Consider the following 18481-nt stretch of genomic DNA (forward strand, 5'->3'; position numbering starts at 1 on the left):
CCTCCCTGTTTCGCCGGGAACTGCGGGGTTGCGGCGCGCGTCCTTCCCAGAAGAAGGACTGCACCATGACCGATGATCTCAAGCTTCGACACGGACCGATCGGGCCGAACTGCGTGCATCTCTGCGTCGACATGCAGCGCATGTTCGCGGAGGACACGGAGTGGCGCACCCCATGGATGGAGCGTGTCCTGCCGCGGGTCGTGGCTCTCTGCGAGGCAGCGCCGGACCGGACCATCTTCACGCGCTTCATTCCGGTGGACAGGCCGGGACAGGGCGAAGGCACGTGGCGGCGCTATTACCAAAGCTGGCAATCCATGACGGTCGAGCGGATGGGCGCCGAGATGGTCGACCTTCTCCCCGCGCTCGCGCGGTTTCACCCGCCAGCGGAAATCATCGACAAGACCGTCTACTCACCATGGTGTGAGCCGGATCTCGACCGGAGGCTTCAGGCGTGGAACGTCGATACGCTGATCGTTTCAGGCGGCGAAACCGATGTCTGCGTTCTCGGCACGGTGCTTGGCGGCGTCGATCGCGGATACCGCGTGATCGTCGTCATCGATGCGCTCTGCTCCTCGTCGGACGAGATGCACGATGCGATGCTGGCGGTCTATCGTCGGCGCTACGGCCAGCAGATCGAGACGGTCCTGACTGAGACCACCATCGCCGAATGGACCGGCATTCAACCTTCGATATAGCTGGCCCGGACGTCGGCTCCGGGCATCGCCTGGAATGCGTGAAGGCGATCGAGCGCCTTGTCGCGCGCCAGAACGAGGTGGCGCTTCATCTCGACGGCCGCTGGTGCGCCTTCGCCCCGGCGCAGACATTCGATCACCGAGAGATGCTCGTCCACGAAGCGATCGACGGTCGCCGTCGGGCCGATGGCGCGCTGGACGTGCTTGCCGGACAAAAGCACCGTCCGGCTGCGCCGCAGTGCCTCCGTGATCTCCGGATTGGCGGCGTAGCCGAGGCAGGTCACGTGCAGATCGGTTTCGAGTTGATCGAGCGTTGCGGCTTCGGTCGAGGTCCATGCGGCGGCGGCCATGCGATGCCGCTCCTCGATCTCGGCAAGGGTCGCGTCAGGGATGCGCCCAGCGGCCTGTGCGATAGCCGCGGGTTCGAGGAGCATCCGCAGTTCGTAGAACTGCTCGATCCGCTCGGCGCCGAGTTCGCGGATCACCCAGCGGGAGTTATCGCCCTTTTCGAGGATGCCCGCCGCCTGCGCCCGAAGCAGAATGTCGTGGGCAACCGACCGCCCGATCTGCAAATGACGCGAGAGGGCCAGTTCGTTGACGCGCGAGGGGCCGCGAAGCGAGCGCAGGATCAACTCGCGCTCGACGCCGTAATAGAGAGCGTCGGCCGGGCGCGCGTGCACGAGGCCGATCGTGTCCGCGCATAGACCAAGCATCGAGGGCGTGACCTCGACCCGGCTCGGTGCTTCCTGCCCGACGAGGAATCCGCGGCCGTCGAAGCGGCTCACGAGCCCGTCCGCCTCGAGGCGCCCGAGCGCCTGACGCACGGGGGAGCGACCCGCGCCAAACAGCCGTGCCAGCGGAACCTCCGACAGCACGGTTCCCTGCGGCACGCGCTCCGCCTCCAGTGCTGCACGCAGTATCTCGGCGATCCGCTCGTAGGTCGGGCGCCGGGCGCCTGACTCGGCCGGCTCCACCGGCGTCAGGTGATCGCGCCGAGCTGCCAGGGGACGAATTCGTTGTCGCCGTAATCGTAGATCTCGCTCTGCGTCCGCTTGCCGGACGCCACGGCCAGAATGGTCTCGAACATCCGCGTGCCGGACTCCTCGATCGTCTCCTCGCCAGTGACGATCCCGCCGCAGTTGATGTCCATGTCGTCGCTCATATGCTCGTACATGGCGTTGTTCGTGGCCACCTTGATGGTCGGCACCGGCTTCCAGCCCGACACCGACCCCCGGCCGGTGGTGAAGACGAGCATGTTGCAGCCGCCCGCAATCTGTCCGGTCACCGCGACGGGATCGTAGCCTGGCGTATCCATGAAAACGAAGCCCGTCCGGTCGATCGGCTCGGCGTATTCATAGACGGCCTCGAGTGGCATCGAACCGCCCTTCGCCACGGCGCCGAGCGACTTTTCGAGGATCGTCGTCAGGCCGCCCGCCTTGTTGCCATGCGAGGGATTGTTGTTCAGTTCGGCCCCGTGGCGCGCGGTATAGTCGCGCCACCAATCGATGCGGTCCATCAGCTTCTGCGCCACCGCCGGCGTCGCCGCGCGGCGTGTCAGCAGATGCTCGGCGCCATAGATCTCGGGCGTTTCGGCAAGGCACGCCGTCCCTCCGTGGCGAACCAGGAGGTCGGACGCGTAGCCGAGCGCGGGGTTTGCCGAGATGCCGGAATAACCGTCCGAGCCGCCGCATTCGAGCGCCAGCTTCAGCTTGGAGACGGGCTGCTCGGTGCGCTCGACCGCGTTGATGACCGGGAGCATCTCGTTGATGATCGTGCTCGCTTCCTCGACGGTGCGCCGCGTGCCGCCGAGCTGCTGGATCGTCATGGTCCGCATCAGCGGCCCCTCCTCCAGCCCGTACTTCTCGGTGATGAAGGAAATCTGGTTGGTCTCGCAGCCGAGACCGATCATCAGGATGCCGCCGAAGTTCGGATTGCGCGCGTAGCCGCTGAGGGTGCGCGCGAGGTAGGTGTATCCCTCGGTCTTGAGGTTCAGCGCGCAGCCTTGACCGTGCGTCAGCGCCACGACGCCATCGACGTTCGGGAAGCCGTCGAGGCCGCCCTTGCGGTTGAAATGGTCGGCGATGGCGCGCGATACGGTGGCCGAGCAGTTCACCGACGAGACGATGCCGATGTAGTTGCGCGTCCCTGCCTGACCGTCGGCTCTGGAGTATCCCAGGAAGGTCCGCCGCTCGCTCTCGGGCAGAAGCGGCGTCGGCCGGGCATCGGCGGCGAACTCGTGATGGACCTCGCTGTCCAGCATTCCGAGGTTCTGAAGGTGCACATGGTCGCCCGGCAGGATCGGCGCCGTCGCATACCCGATCACCTGCCCGTATTTCAGAACCCGGCCTCCTTGCGCGACCGCCTGAACCGCGACCTTGTGCCCGCTCGGAATGTCGGCCCGGGCGACGATGCTTCCGACGCCCACGCGCTCGCCCACTGCGATGGTCCGCCGAGCCACGACGACGTTGTCGTCCGCATTGAGACGGATGGTAGGCGAGACGTCGAGCACGTCCGACATGGCAAGCTTCCGAACAATGGAATGGATATTGTCGGCAATGATCATTTCGGGCCGGAGGCTCGAAGTCAATCGGTTTGATGTCTCTGCCCGCGCATCGCCTTGGAGACGATTGGCTCGCGCGCGGCGTACGGAGGCACTGGTTCACGATGCCGGCGAATAGAGAGCGCATCGAAGGGAACCCTTCATTCCGGGCATCCACTGTCGGCGAACCGCAACAGGCCGACTCTCATGAGCCTTTCGATTCCGACCCTGCAGTTCACGGACTCCGTCGTCTTCCTGACGTGCGGCGTCGTGTTCGTCAGCTGCTGGCTCCTGCATCGCGAACGGCTCCATCACCTCCTGTTCGGTCTGAGCTTCCTCCTCTGCGCCAGCATGTCGATCGGCTTCGTCGACTTCGGCCGGTATGGCAGCGTCTGGTCACCGCTCGGGTGGTCGACCGCAGGCATGCTGTTCTGGGTCGGCTTGCGCCTCTTCGATCAGCGCAGCGCGATGACAACCTTCATGATGGTCATGGCGGTCGTGCCGGTCGCAACGCACGTGCTGCTTGACCTTGCCACCTTCGACGAGGAGGCCGTCAACACCGGCAGCACCATCGCCTATGCCATTCACGAGGCTGCGATGGCCGTCTACGTGCTATCGATGTCACGCGGACGCTCCCCGATCCGCAAGGTCATCGGCCTGTCGCTCCTGGCGATCTCCATCGCACTCTGTCTGCCGTTGTTGTCGCCAGCAATTTTGCCGCCCAACGTGCCGGTCATTCTGATCTTCGTCGTCGACCATGTGTCCTCGATTCTGCTGACGACCGCGATTCTGGCGCTCGAAGCGGACCGAGCGAACCTTGCGCTCGCCCGGCAGGCCCTGCGGGATCCGCTGACGCAAGTTCTCAATCGGGCGGGACTGGTGGCGCAGACGCAGCATGTGACGGGACCCGCCGGCGTCGTGGTCGTGGACCTCGATCACTTCAAGCGGGTCAACGACGGGCACGGCCACACGGCAGGTGACCATGTGCTCGGAACCTTCGCACGACGCGCAGAACTCCTTCTTCCGTTCGGTGCCCACATCGCACGGTTCGGCGGTGAGGAGTTCGTACTGGTGCTTCCCGGTGCGGGACGCGCCGAGACAGCCGTTTTCGCCGAGCGCTTGCGGCGATCCATCGGTGCACAACCGATCGACTGGAACGGCGCCCAGATCGAGATATCCGTCAGCGTCGGTGTCGCGATCGCCCTCGGCGGCCCGGACATTCCTGCTGCCGTGGATCGTGCGGACAAGGCGCTCTACGTCGCCAAGACGAACGGCCGGAATCAGGTCCGGGTCGCTTAGCAGCGAAGCGGCTTCGGAAGGTAATCGGTTGTCCGGTTAGTGGTCGGAGCGAGAGGATTCGAACCTCCGACCCCCTGAACCCCATTCAGGTGCGCTACCAGGCTGCGCTACGCTCCGACACGAGCTTCCCTAATCAATGCGCACGGCGGATGCAAGCGCGAACGCGCGTCCCAGCCGGTCAACGAACCTGATCGAGCAGCCGTTTCAGTTCCAGAAGCTCGAGAATCACGCCATTGAGGCGATCGACGCCGTCGCGCGACAGGGCGTTGCCGCCCGCATGGCCTGCCCCTTCACGGTCGCGCCGCAGAAGATTCGACAACGGTCCGCGCCGCTGTTCGGGAACCGGATGATCGATCTCGTCAGCGGGCAGCTCGTCGACCTCTTCGATTTCGGCTGCGGCTTCGGGCTCGACGCGCTGACCCTTGCCGGACTGAAGACGTTCGAGCCCGGAGAGATCGCCGGCACCGATCGCCATCACGGCGCGATGCCCGCTTTCCTTCAGGATGCGCTGGACACCCCGGATCGTGAAGCCGCGAACGTACAGGAGATAGCGAATGCCCTTCAGAAGCTCGACATCGTCCGGTCGATAATAGCGGCGTCCGCCGCCCCGCTTCATCGGCTTGATCTGCGGAAACCGCGTCTCCCAGAAGCGCAGGACATGGGGCGGTAGATCGAGCTCCTCCGCCGCTTCGCTTATGGTGCGGAACGCGTCCGCGCTCTTCTCGCCGCTCAACCGCCGACGGCCTTCATTCCGCAGCCTTCAGTGCCGGTTCTACGTCCGGTCCGCGCGCCTCGTGGGCTTCGAGAATGCGGTCCTTCATGACGTTCGACGGCTTGAACACAGCCACACGTCGCGGCGAGATCGGAACCTCTTCGCCGGTCTTCGGATTACGCCCGACGCGCTCGTTCTTGGCCCGAACGAGGAATGAGCCGAACGACGAAATCTTGACCGCCTCCCCGCGAGCGATCGTCGTGCAGATCTCCTCCAGGATCGACTCGACCAGATAGGCCGACTCGGACCGGGAAAGACCGATCTTGCGGAAAACCGCCTCGGCGAGATCGGCCCGCGTCACCGTCCTGTCTCCCATGCAAAACCCCTGCTGAAACCGAACCGGAACCCCCGCCCCGAGCGACGACGCGCTTCGGCTAGGCCTCGGAAAATACCGAAAAGAAAGGGTGAATCAAGCGCGCCCGTTACCAGCGAACGACGACGGCGCCCCAGGTAAAGCCACCACCCATCGCCTCGAGAAGCACGATGTCGCCGGTCGAAATCCGCCCGTCGCGCACCGCGACGTCGATCGCCAGCGGAATCGAGGCGGCCGACGTGTTGCCGTGGCGATCGACCGTGATCACGACCTTCTCGATCGGAATCCCGAGCTTCTTCGCCGAAGCCTCGATGATGCGTCGGTTCGCCTGATGCGGCACGAACCAGTCGATCTCGGCCGCAGAAAGGGAAAGGGCCTGAAGCGAATCCTCGACGACGTCGGTGATCATGCCCACGGCGTGCTTGAAGACCTCGCGGCCTTCCATCCGAAGATGCCCGATCGTACCGGTCGAGGATGGGCCACCGTCCACGAACAGCTTGTCGCCGTGCGATCCATCCGCCCGCAGCCGCGCGATCAGAACGCCCGGATCGCTTGCCTCACCCTCTTCCCGTTCGAGGACGACCGCGCCGGCTCCGTCTCCGAAGAGGACGCATGTCGTTCGATCCGACCAGTCGACGATTCGGCTGAACGTTTCCGCTCCGATCACGAGGGCCCGGCGCGCCATGCCGGCCTTCAGATAGAGGTCGGCCGTCGTCATCGCGTAGACGAAGCCACTGCAGACAGCTTGGACGTCGAACGCGAATCCTTTGGTGATGCCGAGGCGGCGCTGCACCTGCGTCGAGGACGCGGGGAACGTGTTGTCGGGCGTCGCGGTGGCCAGGATCACGAGGTCGATGTCGTCGGGCACGAGGCCCGCAGCCTCCAGCGCCTTGCGCGCCGCCGCCTCGCCGAGCGAGACCGTAGTCTCGCCCTCGCCCGCAATGTAGCGCTGCTTGATGCCGGTCCGCTGCTGGATCCACTCGTCGCTCGTCTCGACGCGCGTCTCGAGGTCCTGGTTGGTCACGACTTGGCGGGGCAACGCCGAGCCGGTGCCGCGGACGACCGAGCGAAACATGGTCATGGCGCGACCTCTTCCGAACCGGCCGCTTCGCCTTCGAGCGGCACCGAAACCTCGTTCGCATACACTCGACCGAGATCGCTCTCGATCTTCGCGAGCAAACCGTTGGCGGCCATGGCGTAGGCGACGTCGATCGCGGCTGCCGTGCCTTCGGCGTCCGAACCGCCATGGCTCTTGATCACCACGCCGTTCAGCCCCAGGAACACGCCGCCGTTGACCTTACGCGGGTCCATCTTATCGCGCAGCCGGTCGAAGGCGCTCTTGGCGAGGAGATAGCCGAGTTTGGCCATCCACGTGCGCGTCATCGCTGCTTTGAGATACGAGCCGATCTGGCGGGCGGTGCCCTCGGCGGTCTTCAGCGCGATGTTCCCGGTGAAGCCTTCGGTGACGACCACGTCGACGGTGCCCTTGCCGAGATCCGTGCCTTCGACGAAGCCGCGATAGTCGAGGCCGTCGATCGGCGTCTCCTTCATCAGGCGACCCGCTTCGCGAATGTCCTCCTGACCCTTCACCTCTTCGACGCCGATGTTGAGGAGGCCGACCGTCGGCCGGTCGATCTGGAACAGGGCGCGCGACATGGCCGCGCCCATCACCGAGAAGTCGATCAGCTGCTGCGAGTCGGCCCCAATCGTCGCGCCGACGTCGAGAACGATGCTCTCGCCGCGAAGCGTCGGCCAGATGGCGGCGATCGCCGGGCGTTCGATGTTGGCCATGGTGCGAAGGCAGAACTTCGCCATCGCCATCAGGGCGCCGGTGTTGCCGGCCGAGACCGCCACATCAGCCTCGCCGGTCTTCACCGCCTCGATCGCCTTCCACATGGACGACTTGTAGCGCCCCTGCCGAAGCGCCTGTGACGGCTTGTCGTCCATGCGGATCGAAACATCGCAATGGTGAAAGGTCGACCGTTCGCGCAGCTTCGGCAGGCCATCGAGCACCGGGCGCACGGCGTCTTCCTGCCCGAACAGCACGAAGCGCATGTCGGGGTGACGCTCCAGCGCCGTCTGCGCCCCCGCCAGCACGACGGCGGGACCGTGGTCGCCGCCCATCGCGTCCAGGGCGATCGTAATGGTGCTTTTCGACAACAAAGAGTACCTGCCTTCAGATCGATGCGATGCCCGGACCGGCGCGGCCCTTGCCGTCAGCCGCCCGCCGGCTTCAGGCGTCCGAGAGCGGCGAAGGGCGAAACCTTGCCGCCGGACGGATCGGGGTCCGTGTCGAGCTCGGAGAATTCGACGCCGGGCGCTCTTGGATAGGGGTCGAGCGACAGGCCGACAAGCTCTTCGATGAAGGGCCCGAGATCGATCGTGTCGCCGCGGAATGTTTCGGGAATGTCGGCGCCCTCGGGGTCGAGATGCAACTCGCCGTCGCCTTCCGGCTCGATGCGGGCGAGCTTCGAGGTCTCGGGAACGAAGATGAGATCGACCGCCTCGTCGACGATCTCGCGGACGGGATCGAGCGTCACGACGCAGGCCTGGTCCAGCGATCCCTTGATCCGCCCTTCCACCATCACGCCATCGCGCTTCCAGCGGCGGACGAGAAGGTCCGCGGCGAGATCGTTCACGGCCAGAATGCCTAGCCGCTCGGCGACGCCGGCCCGTTCGTCGGCAGTCGTATCGAGGCGCAGCGGCATTCCCGCCTGCGGAAGGCGAGCGACATGGACGACGAGGCTCAAGGGCGCCTTCGGATCGGCCTTCTTCATAGGGTCTCCGTCTCCGGCGGCTCGAGGAGGCTCCCCGCCAGGATCTGTTCGTTGGCGAGCGCGACGTAGCGGGCCTGCTGCCGGATCATATGGTGCGCCAGAGCTGCGGCCGCATCTGGGCGGCCGCCGACGGCTTCCGCGAGGACGGTCCGCGCCAGCGCGTCGGCGAGGCGTTCCTCGTCGCCTTCAGCCATCGCCGGCTGGCAGTCGCGAACGCGGGTGTAGAAGCGAGCGGCGAACTTGCGCATGCGCTTCGGGACAGCAAGGTAGCTGATGCCGACCTCGCGCATGGAATGGTCGATGTCGGTCATGAACCGGTCCACCAGGTCCTGGGATAGGGCCTTGAGGTCCGGCTGGCCGGACAATCGATTCAGAACCGCGATCATCTCCAACGACAAGGCCTCGAAACGGCCTTCCAGCGTATCGGGCAGCCCGCCTTCGGTGAAACGGACCGGATCGCGCGCGGCGGCGACGACCTGATCCCAAAGCTGGTCGACGATCTGCCGGTTGAGGCGATCCCGTCGGAAACGGGCCAGAATTCCCACGTCGTTTTCCCCTGTTTCGGATGCCCGGTTCGCACGCATGCGGCTGGATTGCAACGGTTGGCAGGTTGCTTTACCAAGTCGCAACCTTCAGGGCGGCGGCGGTGCCTCACTTTCCGACCAATCCGCACCTACGGAACGCAAAACCGATTCCCTCGGGAGGAGTAGCATCCGCGTGATCGAGATCCATCGTCCGTTGCGCCGCGTGGTCATGGCGACCAGCGTCGGCGCCATGATCGTTCTGGCTGGCTGCCAGACGGCGGAAGTCTACAACCAGGGTTACATCGTCGACGAGCAGGCGCTGGCGCAGGTTCCGGTCGGCTCAAGCCGCGATCAGGTTCTCCTGGCACTCGGCTCTCCGTCGACCACCGCGACGTTCGACAACGAGGTGTTCTACTACATCTCGCAGAAGCGCGTGCGCCCCGTGGCTTTCATGAAGCCGCGCCTTGTCGAGCAGCGTATCCTGGCGGTCTATTTCGGACCCGACAACACCGTGCGTCAGATTGCCAACTACGGCCTCCAGGACGGCAAGGTTTTCGACTTCATTTCGCGCACGACGCCAACCGGTGGCCGCGACTCCAGCTTCCTCGGCTCGATCCTCTCCGACGAAGGTCCGGGCTCCGGCAACATCCTCGATACGATGGGCGGCATGGGTCGCTCCGGTGGCGTCTCAGCCGGGCGCTGACCGATCTCACGAAAAAAGGCCGGCATTGCCGGCCTTTTTTATGCGCGGTGGAAGCCGACGCCATGACGTCGTCAGTCCGCTTCCTTGGGATCCTGGCCGCGCCCCTCGCCGCGCGAACGGCGGGCGACCCGATCGAGCACAGCGTTCACGAGACGCGACTCGTCCTCGTCGTAGAATGCCTTTGCGATATCGACATACTCGCTGACGATCACCGCGACGGGCACGTCCTTGCGGGCCGTGACCTCGTAGGTGCCCGCGCGCAGGATGGCGCGCAGCGTGGTGTCGAGGCGAGCCAGCGGCCAGTCCGTCGTCAGCGACGAGTGGATGAGCGGGTCGATGAAGGTCTGTCCGCGGACGACGCCGGAGACGATGTCGCGAAACCACGCGGCGTCGGCTTCGCGATAGGTGTCGCCGTCGACCTCCTGTCCGAGACGGAACGCCTCGTATTCCGCGACCGTCTCAAGAAGGCCGGTGCCGCCGACGTCCATCTGGTAGAGAGCCTGAACGGCTGCAAGGCGGGCTGCGCCGCGCTTGTTGGCGGGGCGGAAGTTGCGGAGGGCTGCGTCGGCCATGTCAGGCTCCGAGACGCTTGCGGACGGCGATCATGGCCAGCGCGGCGGCGGCTGCGTCGCCGCCCTTGTTCTTGCGATCCGGCATCGCCCGCTCCAGCGCCTGTTCCTCGTTCTCGACCGTCAGGATCCCGTTGCCGATCGCCAGACCTTCGTGAACCGAAAGGTCCATCAGCGCCCGGCAGGACTCGTTGGCCACGATGTCGAAATGATAGGTCTCGCCGCGGATCACGCAACCTAGCGCGATGAACCCGTCGTACTCGGTCGCGCCCTCGTCGGCACCGCTGAGCGCAAATCCGACCACCGCCGGAATTTCCAGCGCGCCGGGAACGGTCACGACGTCGTAGGTGGCACCTGCCGCATCGAGATGTGCCTTCGCCCCTGCCAACTGATGGTCCGCGACGTGATCGTAGAACCGGGCCTCGATGATGAGCAGATGCGGAGCGGACATGACAGCTTTCCAAAACGGGACGGCACGCGATTCAGCGACGCGCGGAGCGCCGGGTCATGCGAAGCCAACGAACGGGAACGAGTGGGCGCGGTCGGCCTTCCGAATTACTCGGCCTGTCCGGGCCCGAACAGACGCTCCGCATAGCGTGCAATCTGATCGACCTCAAGGTTCACGTGGTCCCCCTCGCCCTTTTCGCCCCATGTCGTCACCTCCAGCGAGTGGCGGATGAGGAGAACGTCGAACTGGTGGCTCGAAACGCCGTTGACCGTCAGCGACGTTCCGTCGAGGCAGACAGACCCCTTCGGGGCGATGTAACGGGACAGTTCCGGCGGCGCCTCGAGCGTGAAGCGGACGGCCTCGCCCTCGTCCTTGCGCGAGACGATGCGCGCCTGCCCGTCGACATGGCCGGACACGAGATGCCCGCCGAGTTCGTCGCCGAGCTTCAGCGCACGTTCCAGATTGATGCGGCTTCCCTCCACCCACTGCCCGGCGGTCGTGAGCCGCAACGCCTCTTCCCAGGCCTCGACCTCGAACCACGCCGCGTTGGCGTTCTGCTCCGGCAGGCGGGTTACGGTGAGGCAGACGCCGGAACAGGCGATGGAGGCGCCGATCAGGATCGTCGCCGGATCGTAAACGGTCTCGATCCGAAACCGGCGACCTGCGCTCAAAGGTTGGACGCTGGCAACGCGTCCAACGTCGGAGACGATTCCGGTGAACATGGCTCGATCCTTTCCCATTCGCTCCAGTCGTCGTCGCCGAACCGCTCGCGTCGGGCAAGACGGAAATTGTTCGGGGCAAGAACGCCGTCCGGCGCCGCGACCCCACTGGACCTGATCTCGACCGGCGAGCGGATGACGACGATCCGGTCCACGAGTTCGGCCTCGAGGAACGCAGCGGCCAGCACCGGACCCCCCTCGACCATCAGTGTCTGCACGCCCGCGGAGGGCATCGCGTGGAGGAGTCGACGCAGGTCATCCCGATCGTAGCCGGACAGACGAAGCAGCCGACAGCCAGCACGGCGATAGGGCACCGCTTCCGCACCGTCAGGATTTCGCGTCGAGGCGATGAGCGTCGGAACGGAGCGGGCCGTCGTGACGAGCTGGGCGTCGAGCGGCAGCCGAAGCTGCGGATCGACGACGATCCGGATCGGCGATCGTCCGGAAAGGCCCGGCAGGCGACAGGTCAGGAGTGGATCGTCGGCCACGGCCGTGCCGACGCCAACCATGATGGCGTCGGAGTTCGCCCGCAGGAGGTGAACCTGTCGATTGGCGATCCGCCCGCTGATGCCGATCCGCTCGCCGCCCAATCGTCCGACGAACCCGTCGCGCGAGACCGCCATCTTGAGCGTCACGAACGGACGCCCGAAGCGGAGGCGCTGGAGAAACCCCTCGAACGGACGAGTCACCACCCCCTCGCCGCTCAGGCAGCGCACCTCGATGCCCGCAGCCCGCAGGATCTCGACGCCGCGCCCGTTGACCCGAGGATCGGGATCGGGCGCGCCCACCACGACGCGGGAGACGCCGGCCTCGACGAGTGAATCGGCACACGGGCTCGTGCGCCCGTGATGCGCGCAGGGCTCGAGCGTCACGTAGGCCGTCGAACCACGCGCATCGGCCCCCGCATCGGCCAGCGCCACCCTCTCGGCGTGGGGTCGCCCACCCCAGGCGGTAACACCGCGGCCGACGACGCGCGCCGTCGCGCCAGATCCCTGAACGAGTAAGGCGCCGACCGACGGGTTTTCGGCCGTCAGGCCGACATGGCGCAGCGATAGCCGACGAGCGACGGCCATGAAGCGTTCGTCGTCGGCATGCTGCCGGTCCGTCGAATCAGCCACGGTCTTCGGTCTGAGTTTCAGGCGCTGCGGTCAGTTCGCTGATGATGGACTCGAAGTCGCGCGCTTCGCGGAAGTCGCGATAGACCGAGGCGAAGCGAACGAAGGCGACGTCGTCGAAACCGCGCAGGGCTTCCATCACCAACCGTCCAATGGCCTCGGAGGGAATGTCGGATTCACCCGTCGATTCTAGCTGGCGCACGATCCCAGAGATCATCCGCTCGACCCTCTCTTCCTCCACCGGCCGCTTGCGCAGCGCGGTGTGGATGGATCGGGCGAGCTTGTCGCGCTCGAAGGGAACGCGACGCCCGGACTTCTTGACCACCATCAGGTCGCGAAGCTGCACGCGTTCGAAGGTCGTGAATCGCCCGCTGCAGTCCGGACAGATCCGGCGCCGACGGATGGCCCCGCCGTCCTCGGCGGGGCGCGAATCCTTCACCTGGCTGTCCGGCGACCCGCAGTAGGGGCAACGCATGCGGCTGGATCAGCCGAGATTGGCGTAGATCGGGAAGCGACCGGTGAGTTCCAGCACCTTCTCCTTCACGCGCGCTTCGGTGGCGGCGTTGCCCTCGTCGGAGTTCGAGGACTTCAGGCCGTCGAGAACCTCGACGATCAGACGTCCGACCTGACGGAACTCTTCCGTGCCGAAACCGCGGGTCGTGGCCGCCGGGGTGCCGACGCGGATGCCCGAGGTGATCGCCGGCTTCTCCGGGTCGTTCGGCACGCCGTTCTTGTTGCAGGTGATGCCGGCGCGGCCGAGCGCGATCTCGGTCGCCTTGCCGGTCAGCATCTTCGGGCGCAGGTCGACCAGCATCAGGTGCGTGTCGGTGCCCCCCGAGACGATGTCGAGGCCGCCTTCGCGAAGCGTCTCGGCCAGAACCTTGGCGTTGTCGGCGACCGCCTTGATGTAGGAACGGTAGCCCGGCTGCAGCGCCTCGCCGAAGGCCACGGCCTTGCCGGCGATGACGTGCATCAGCGGCCCGCCCTGCAGGCCCGGGAAGATCGCCGAGTTGATCTTCTTGGCGATGTCCTCATCGTTGGTGAGGATCAGGCCGCCGCGGGGGCCGCGCAGGGTCTTGTGCGTCGTCGAGGTCGCGACGTGAGCGTGCGGGAACGGGCTCGGGTGCTGGCCACCCGCCACCAGACCGGCGAAGTGCGCCATGTCGACCCAGAGATAGGCTCCGACCGCATCGGCGATCGCGCGGAAGCGCGCGAAGTCGATGATGCGCGAATAGGCCGAGCCGCCGGCCACGATGATTTCCGGCTTGTGCTCATGCGCCAGACGCTCCACCGCGTCGTAGTCGATGAGGCCCGTCGACAGGTCGAGGCCGTACTGCACGGCATTGAACCAGCGGCCGGACAGGTTGGGCTTGGCACCGTGCGTCAGATGTCCGCCCGCATCGAGGCTCATGCCGAGGATCGTCGCGCCGGGCTTCGTCAGGGCGAGAAGAACGCCCTGGTTGGCCTGGCTGCCGGAGTTCGGCTGGACGTTCGCGAAACCGCAACCGAAGAGCGCCTTGGCGCGGTCGATCGCCAGTTGCTCGACGACGTCGACGAACTCGCAGCCGCCGTAGTAGCGGCGGCCGGGATAGCCCTCGGCGTACTTGTTGGTGAGGACCGAGCCCTGCGCTTCGAGAACGGCGCGCGAGACGATGTTCTCGGAGGCGATCAGTTCGATCTCGTGCTGCTGACGATGCAGCTCGTCGCGCATCGCGCCGAAGAGGTCGGCGTCGACGGCGGCGATGCCGTCGGTGAAGAAGCCACTATGAGCGGTCGTCGTGTCGAGAACGTGAGCATGCGACATGACCGGTTTCTCCTCGCGTCGGCGGCGCTCGGGGCCGCGATTGGGCGGCGCCTTAACACGTTCCCGCCCGAGGCGCCACAGACGGGAACGAAACGGGAAAGGGCCCGGCGTCGCCGCCGGGCCCTTTCGAAATCAGTCCGCGCCGATCAGTACGGCAGGTCGGCGTAGGCCTGCTCGCCCTGAGCATAGGCCGTCGGGCGCGCATCGGTCATGACGAGCTGATCCGCACCGTCGCGAGCGTAGATGTCGTCGCGGAACTGCACCACGGTCGGGTCGGTTGCCCAGGCCGTTAGGTAGGTGAAGTGCAGCGGCACCGGGTTCGTGAAGTTCACGTCCTGACGCGTGCGGGCAGCGATCGTCTTCTCGATCGCGGCGCGGTCCCAACCCGGCGTGTCGCGGGCCAGCCAGACGATCAGGTCGCGCACGTTCTGGACGCGAACGCAGCCGGACGACTCGAAGCGCATAAGCTGCGAGAAGACGCTCTGCTGCGGCGTGTCGTGCATGTAGACCGAGTACGGGTTCGGGAAGTTGATCTTCACCGACGACATCGCGTTCATCCGGCCCGGATTCTGGCGGAATAGATATTTGACCGCCTCGTCCGTCTGCCAGTTGATCGTCTCCGGCGGCACGACGCTGCCGTCCGCCGCGTAGATGATGATGTCGTTGCGCTGCAGATAGGTCGGGTCCTTCTGCATCAGCGGGATGATGTCCTTGCGGACGATCGACGCCGGCGCGTGCCAGTACGGGTTGAGGTTGAGGTTGGTGATCTTCGAGTCGAGGATCGGCGTCTGACGGTCGATCTTGCCGACGACCGCCGTGTGACGCTGCACGACGCGGCCGTTCTCCACAGCCTCGATCGAGGCCGCGGGGATGTTGACCATCACGAAGCGACCCGGATCGAGCTGGATTGCCGACAGGCGCTGGATGTTAGTGTTGAGCTGCGCCAGACGCACGTCCGCCGGCACGTTGAGCGCCTTGAAGGTGTATTCGCCAACGGCGCCGTCGGCCGGCAGGCCGTGGCGGGCCTGGAAGCGCTTCACCGCGGCGTCGACATAGGTGTCGAAGGCCTGCGACGCACCGGCGGAGCGGTCGAGATCGCCCGAAGCGACGAGACGTTCGCGCAGATAGGGAACGGCCGCGTTCTGCACGCCGAGTTCCAGCTTGCCGCTGTCCGGCACGCGCTGCCAGCCGCCGGCCATCGCGATCTGCTGGTACTGGCCGACAGCCTGCTGCATCGCCTGCAGCGTGTTCGGCGAGAAGACCGGCTGGTTCGAGGCGACATTGCGCACGCTGGCCTGACGCGTGTCGAACTGATCGTTCCAGCCGCCGCGGTTCGGCGCCGCGAGGACGCCTTCCAGCGCCGATTGCGCGCGCGCGGAGCCGGCGAAAGCCCCTGCCCCCAGCATGGTCGCCGCACCCGCCACGAAGCGCCGGCGGCTCATGCGGATCGAACGGTTGTCTGCGCCCTCAGTCATTCTCGAACCCCTTGGCAAGTCTTGCCCACTTGCGCCGCAACATAGGGGCGGCTTGGTAAACCAAAGCGTAACGGGCAATCACGGAAGCGAGTGGACGCGTGCGCCCGTCGCGTGAAGGCTCGAAAGGCCATTGGAATGCGGCAAAAAGGGGGATCGCGCGTACCTCAGTTGGCAAGGCGCCGCGACTTTTGGATGCTGTGTTGCAAAAAGCCCCACGAGCGGAACGACGCTCGCAGGGCTTGGGAGGACCGCGCACTGGAGGACGCGCGATCAGCCGATGGGGATGGGCTTACAGGCGATACATGATCGAATCGTTCCAGAAGCGATCGAGGCGCTGGAGAGACTTGTTGAGCTTCTGGAATTCGCCCTCGTCGAGCCCGCCGACCTTATCGATCGAGCCGATGTGCCGGTCGTAGAGTTCGGCGACGATCTCGGCGACCTCGATGCCCGACTTCGTCAGGGAGACGCGGACGGCGCGGCGATCGACACGGGAGCGCTGGTGATCGATGAAGCCGAGCTCAACGAGCTTCTTGAGGTTGTAGGAGACGTTGGAGCCGAGATAGAAACCACGGGTGCGAAGCTCGCCGGCCGTCAGCACCGAGTCGCCGATGTTGAACAGGAGCAGCGCCTGGACCGCGTTGATATCGGTTCGACCGGCGCGGTCGAACTCATCCTTGATGACGTCCAGCAGGCGGCGGTGCAGACGCTCCACCAGTTGCAACGTCTCGAGGTACAGCATCTTCAGCTCGGGCTTGTCTTCCTTCACAAGCTCTGCAGGGCGCTTGGCGACCGTATTCTTCATGATCGATCCCACTGTTGCTTCCCGAGGTTCTTCATGACCTCGTCTTGTCCTGCAACTTAGGGGCTGCGTCTAAAATTCGTTTTAAAACGCAGGCTTAACGCGGAGTTTAAACATTCGAAGCGCTTTCGTGCTGAACGCGAAGTGAACAGCACGACCCGAATTGGAACCGTTTCGGCCTCACCGATCGCCGCGCAGGCGCCGGTGACGCTCCACCGCGCCGACGATCCGAAGCGCCGCGAGGAGCGCGAGCCCGAAGGCATGACCGCCGAGCAGCAGCGGGTCGGTGCCGAAGAGATGCGGGAAGCCCAGCCGCATCACGCCCTCGCAGGCGGCGACGAGAATCCAGATCACGCCGCCCCACGACGTCGCGAGCCACAGCCCGGTGCCGGCCACAGGATAAAGGACAGCCAGCGACGGACAGGCGATGCGCCACCAGACCGGCATCAGATCGAACCGCCAGAGCGGCCCGTCGAAGACGCCGATCAGACGGATCCAGTAGACGAGGCCCATGCCGAACATCGCAAGGCCGGCGATGCGGCACAGCCAGACGATCAGCGTGCGGTTGAGCGTCTCGTCGCGGTCCCGTTCGAAGATTTCCAGCGTCATGGATGCCGCAACGGGTCGCCGGTGCGGCAGGGCGCGAACGCCGGGATCGAAGGGGTCATGCAGGGTCCTGACTGAGGCGCGCGGAGGACCTTCAAAGGATGCCGCGCGAGGGACAAAGGCTATGCACCTCGCCCTTCGCCGTCAATTGCGAGGGTTTCGCGGCAGGATCGACGGGGGTTGAACAAGGGCTTGCGCCGGGGGCATACCAGCGCCGAGATCGAGACGAAGGAACTGCATCATGGGCGAGCGCACCGCGACGAGCACCCGTATCGACCGGGCCACCGGCGGCACGCGCCTGCGGCGTCTGCGACAGAACGACTGGACCCGGCGGCTCGTCCGCGAGACGGACGTGCGCGTCGACGACCTGATCTGGCCGATCTTCGTGCGCGAAGGCGATGGCGACGCGCATCCCGTCGCCTCGATGCCCGGCGTCTCGCGCCGCTCCGTCGCAGGATGCGTCGAGGCGGCGCGTCGGGCTGCCGACCTCGGCATCCCGGTCGTCGCCCTGTTCCCCTTCACCGATCCGTCGCTGCGTGACGAGACCGGCTCGGAGGCGCTGAACGAGAGCAATCTCGTCTGCCGCGCGACACGCGCGATCAAGGACGCCGTGCCGGAGATCGGCATCCTCTGCGACGTCGCGCTCGATCCCTACACGAGCCACGGGCATGACGGGATCGTGCGCGACGGTGTGATCGTCAACGACGAGACGGTGGACCTTCTCTGCCGCCAGGCGCTGGTTCAGGCGCGCGCCGGATGCGACATCATCGGGCCGTCCGACATGATGGACGGCCGCGTCGCCTGCATCCGCGAAGCGCTCGACGCGGACGGTTTCGGGGACACGATGATCATGTCCTACGCCGCAAAATACGCCTCCGCGTTCTACGGACCCTTCCGCGATGCCGTCGGCTCGGCCGGCGCCCTGCGCGGCGACAAGCGCACCTACCAGATGGACATGGGCAACGCGCTGGAAGCCCTTCGCGAAGCAGCTCAAGACATCGCCGAAGGCGCGGACATGATCATGGTGAAGCCGGGTCTTCCCTATCTCGACATCCTCGCCCGCCTCGTCGACGAGTTCCGTATGCCGACGTTCGCCTACCAGACGTCCGGCGAGTACGCGACGATCATGGCGGCGGCCCAGAACGGCTGGATCGACGGCGAGAAGGCGATGTTCGAATCGCTGCGCGCGTTCAAGCGCGCCGGCGCCGCCGGCATCCTCACCTACTTCGCACCCCGCGTGGCGGAGGCGATCCATAAGGGCTGAACCGGGATTGCGAAGCCGCGACCGCGACACCATGTCCTCGACGCGCCGGCTGTTCCGGCGGGA

Annotated in this window: 21 protein-coding genes and 1 tRNA gene; 4 read left to right on the forward strand and 18 right to left on the reverse strand. The window is 65.9% G+C overall.

Features of this window, described 5'->3' with window-relative positions; all coding sequences use genetic code 11:
• Positions 1-65: 65 nt before the first annotated feature.
• Positions 66-695, forward strand: a complete 630-nt coding sequence (locus BM175_RS04225; RefSeq protein ID WP_090959740.1) for a cysteine hydrolase family protein — start codon at positions 66-68, stop codon at positions 693-695.
• On the opposite strand, the gene BM175_RS04230 is transcribed toward BM175_RS04225, so the two are convergent.
• Positions 680-1666 carry a GntR family transcriptional regulator gene (locus BM175_RS04230; RefSeq protein WP_090959743.1) on the reverse strand — a complete coding sequence of 329 codons (987 nt, stop codon included), beginning with the start codon at positions 1664-1666 and terminating at the stop codon, positions 680-682. The genes BM175_RS04225 and BM175_RS04230 overlap by 16 nt on opposite strands.
• 5 nt (positions 1667-1671) lie before the next feature.
• Positions 1672-3210 (reverse strand): UxaA family hydrolase, encoded by a 1539-nt coding sequence (locus BM175_RS04235; protein ID WP_090960199.1) that lies wholly within the window; start codon positions 3208-3210, stop codon positions 1672-1674.
• 372 nt (positions 3211-3582) lie between these two features.
• Between BM175_RS04235 and BM175_RS04240 the strand changes: the two genes are divergently transcribed.
• The gene (locus tag BM175_RS04240; RefSeq protein WP_244545853.1) at positions 3583-4530 is read left to right on the forward strand and encodes a GGDEF domain-containing protein; all 948 of its coding nucleotides are present in this window, start codon (positions 3583-3585) and stop codon (positions 4528-4530) included.
• Between the two features lie 40 nt (positions 4531-4570).
• Here the strand turns inward: BM175_RS04240 and BM175_RS04245 are convergent.
• From BM175_RS04245 to BM175_RS04275, 7 genes are all read right to left on the reverse strand, one after another.
• Positions 4571-4647, reverse strand: a tRNA-Pro gene (locus tag BM175_RS04245).
• Positions 4648-4708: 61 nt separating this feature from the next.
• Complete coding sequence (locus tag BM175_RS04250) at positions 4709-5263, reverse strand: MerR family transcriptional regulator (RefSeq protein ID WP_090959749.1); 555 nt, start codon at positions 5261-5263, stop codon at positions 4709-4711.
• Positions 5264-5276: 13 nt separating this feature from the next.
• Complete coding sequence (locus BM175_RS04255; RefSeq protein WP_090959752.1) at positions 5277-5618, reverse strand: integration host factor subunit alpha; 342 nt, start codon at positions 5616-5618, stop codon at positions 5277-5279.
• Positions 5619-5724: 106 nt separating this feature from the next.
• Positions 5725-6690, reverse strand: a complete 966-nt coding sequence (locus tag BM175_RS04260; RefSeq protein WP_090960202.1) for a beta-ketoacyl-ACP synthase III — start codon at positions 6688-6690, stop codon at positions 5725-5727.
• A gap of 2 nt (positions 6691-6692) precedes the next feature.
• On the reverse strand, positions 6693-7739 hold the full coding sequence (gene plsX, locus BM175_RS04265) for a phosphate acyltransferase PlsX (RefSeq protein WP_244545875.1): 1047 nt from the start codon (positions 7737-7739) through the stop codon (positions 6693-6695).
• 92 nt (positions 7740-7831) lie between these two features.
• Complete coding sequence (locus BM175_RS04270) at positions 7832-8392, reverse strand: YceD family protein (protein WP_090959758.1); 561 nt, start codon at positions 8390-8392, stop codon at positions 7832-7834.
• The gene (locus tag BM175_RS04275) at positions 8389-8937 is read right to left on the reverse strand and encodes a ubiquinol-cytochrome C chaperone family protein (protein ID WP_175526751.1); all 549 of its coding nucleotides are present in this window, start codon (positions 8935-8937) and stop codon (positions 8389-8391) included. The genes BM175_RS04270 and BM175_RS04275 overlap by 4 nt, the downstream gene beginning before the upstream one ends.
• A 208-nt stretch (positions 8938-9145) precedes the next feature.
• On the opposite strand from BM175_RS04275, the gene BM175_RS04280 reads away from it, so the two are divergent.
• The gene (locus tag BM175_RS04280; RefSeq protein WP_175526765.1) at positions 9146-9619 is read left to right on the forward strand and encodes an outer membrane protein assembly factor BamE; all 474 of its coding nucleotides are present in this window, start codon (positions 9146-9148) and stop codon (positions 9617-9619) included.
• A 71-nt stretch (positions 9620-9690) separates the two neighbouring features.
• Here BM175_RS04280 and nusB read toward each other — a convergent pair whose 3' ends face one another.
• The 9 genes from nusB to BM175_RS04325 form a co-directional block, all read right to left on the reverse strand.
• Entirely contained in the window at positions 9691-10191 is a 501-nt protein-coding gene (gene nusB / locus BM175_RS04285; protein WP_090959768.1) for a transcription antitermination factor NusB, read from the reverse strand.
• Between the two features lies 1 nt (position 10192).
• Positions 10193-10639 (reverse strand): 6,7-dimethyl-8-ribityllumazine synthase, encoded by a 447-nt coding sequence (locus tag BM175_RS04290; protein WP_090959771.1) that lies wholly within the window; start codon positions 10637-10639, stop codon positions 10193-10195.
• A gap of 104 nt (positions 10640-10743) precedes the next feature.
• Positions 10744-11358, reverse strand: a complete 615-nt coding sequence (locus BM175_RS04295; protein WP_090959774.1) for a riboflavin synthase — start codon at positions 11356-11358, stop codon at positions 10744-10746.
• Complete coding sequence (ribD, locus tag BM175_RS04300; protein ID WP_244545854.1) at positions 11304-12473, reverse strand: bifunctional diaminohydroxyphosphoribosylaminopyrimidine deaminase/5-amino-6-(5-phosphoribosylamino)uracil reductase RibD; 1170 nt, start codon at positions 12471-12473, stop codon at positions 11304-11306. Before ribD ends, BM175_RS04295 begins: the two co-directional genes overlap by 55 nt.
• Positions 12466-12945, reverse strand: a complete 480-nt coding sequence (nrdR, locus tag BM175_RS04305; protein WP_090959777.1) for a transcriptional regulator NrdR — start codon at positions 12943-12945, stop codon at positions 12466-12468. The genes ribD and nrdR overlap by 8 nt, the downstream gene beginning before the upstream one ends.
• Positions 12946-12954: 9 nt before the next feature.
• Positions 12955-14274, reverse strand: coding sequence for a serine hydroxymethyltransferase (glyA, locus tag BM175_RS04310; protein WP_090959779.1), 1320 nt, complete (start codon positions 14272-14274; stop codon positions 12955-12957).
• A 146-nt stretch (positions 14275-14420) separates the two neighbouring features.
• Positions 14421-15749 carry a L,D-transpeptidase family protein gene (locus BM175_RS04315; RefSeq protein WP_090959781.1) on the reverse strand — a complete coding sequence of 443 codons (1329 nt, stop codon included), beginning with the start codon at positions 15747-15749 and terminating at the stop codon, positions 14421-14423.
• A gap of 289 nt (positions 15750-16038) precedes the next feature.
• Positions 16039-16551, reverse strand: a complete 513-nt coding sequence (ldtR, locus tag BM175_RS04320; RefSeq protein ID WP_055885014.1) for a transcriptional regulator LdtR — start codon at positions 16549-16551, stop codon at positions 16039-16041.
• A gap of 177 nt (positions 16552-16728) precedes the next feature.
• Positions 16729-17157 (reverse strand): DUF6163 family protein, encoded by a 429-nt coding sequence (locus BM175_RS04325; protein WP_090959783.1) that lies wholly within the window; start codon positions 17155-17157, stop codon positions 16729-16731.
• A 238-nt stretch (positions 17158-17395) separates the two neighbouring features.
• Between BM175_RS04325 and hemB the strand changes: the two genes are divergently transcribed.
• Positions 17396-18418: a porphobilinogen synthase gene (hemB, locus tag BM175_RS04330; protein ID WP_090959785.1), complete on the forward strand. Its 1023-nt coding sequence runs from the start codon at positions 17396-17398 to the stop codon at positions 18416-18418.
• Positions 18419-18481 lie beyond the last annotated feature (63 nt).

It is taken from the genome of Aureimonas phyllosphaerae (assembly GCF_900113065.1).
Classification (GTDB): Bacteria; Pseudomonadota; Alphaproteobacteria; order Rhizobiales; family Rhizobiaceae; genus Aureimonas; species Aureimonas phyllosphaerae.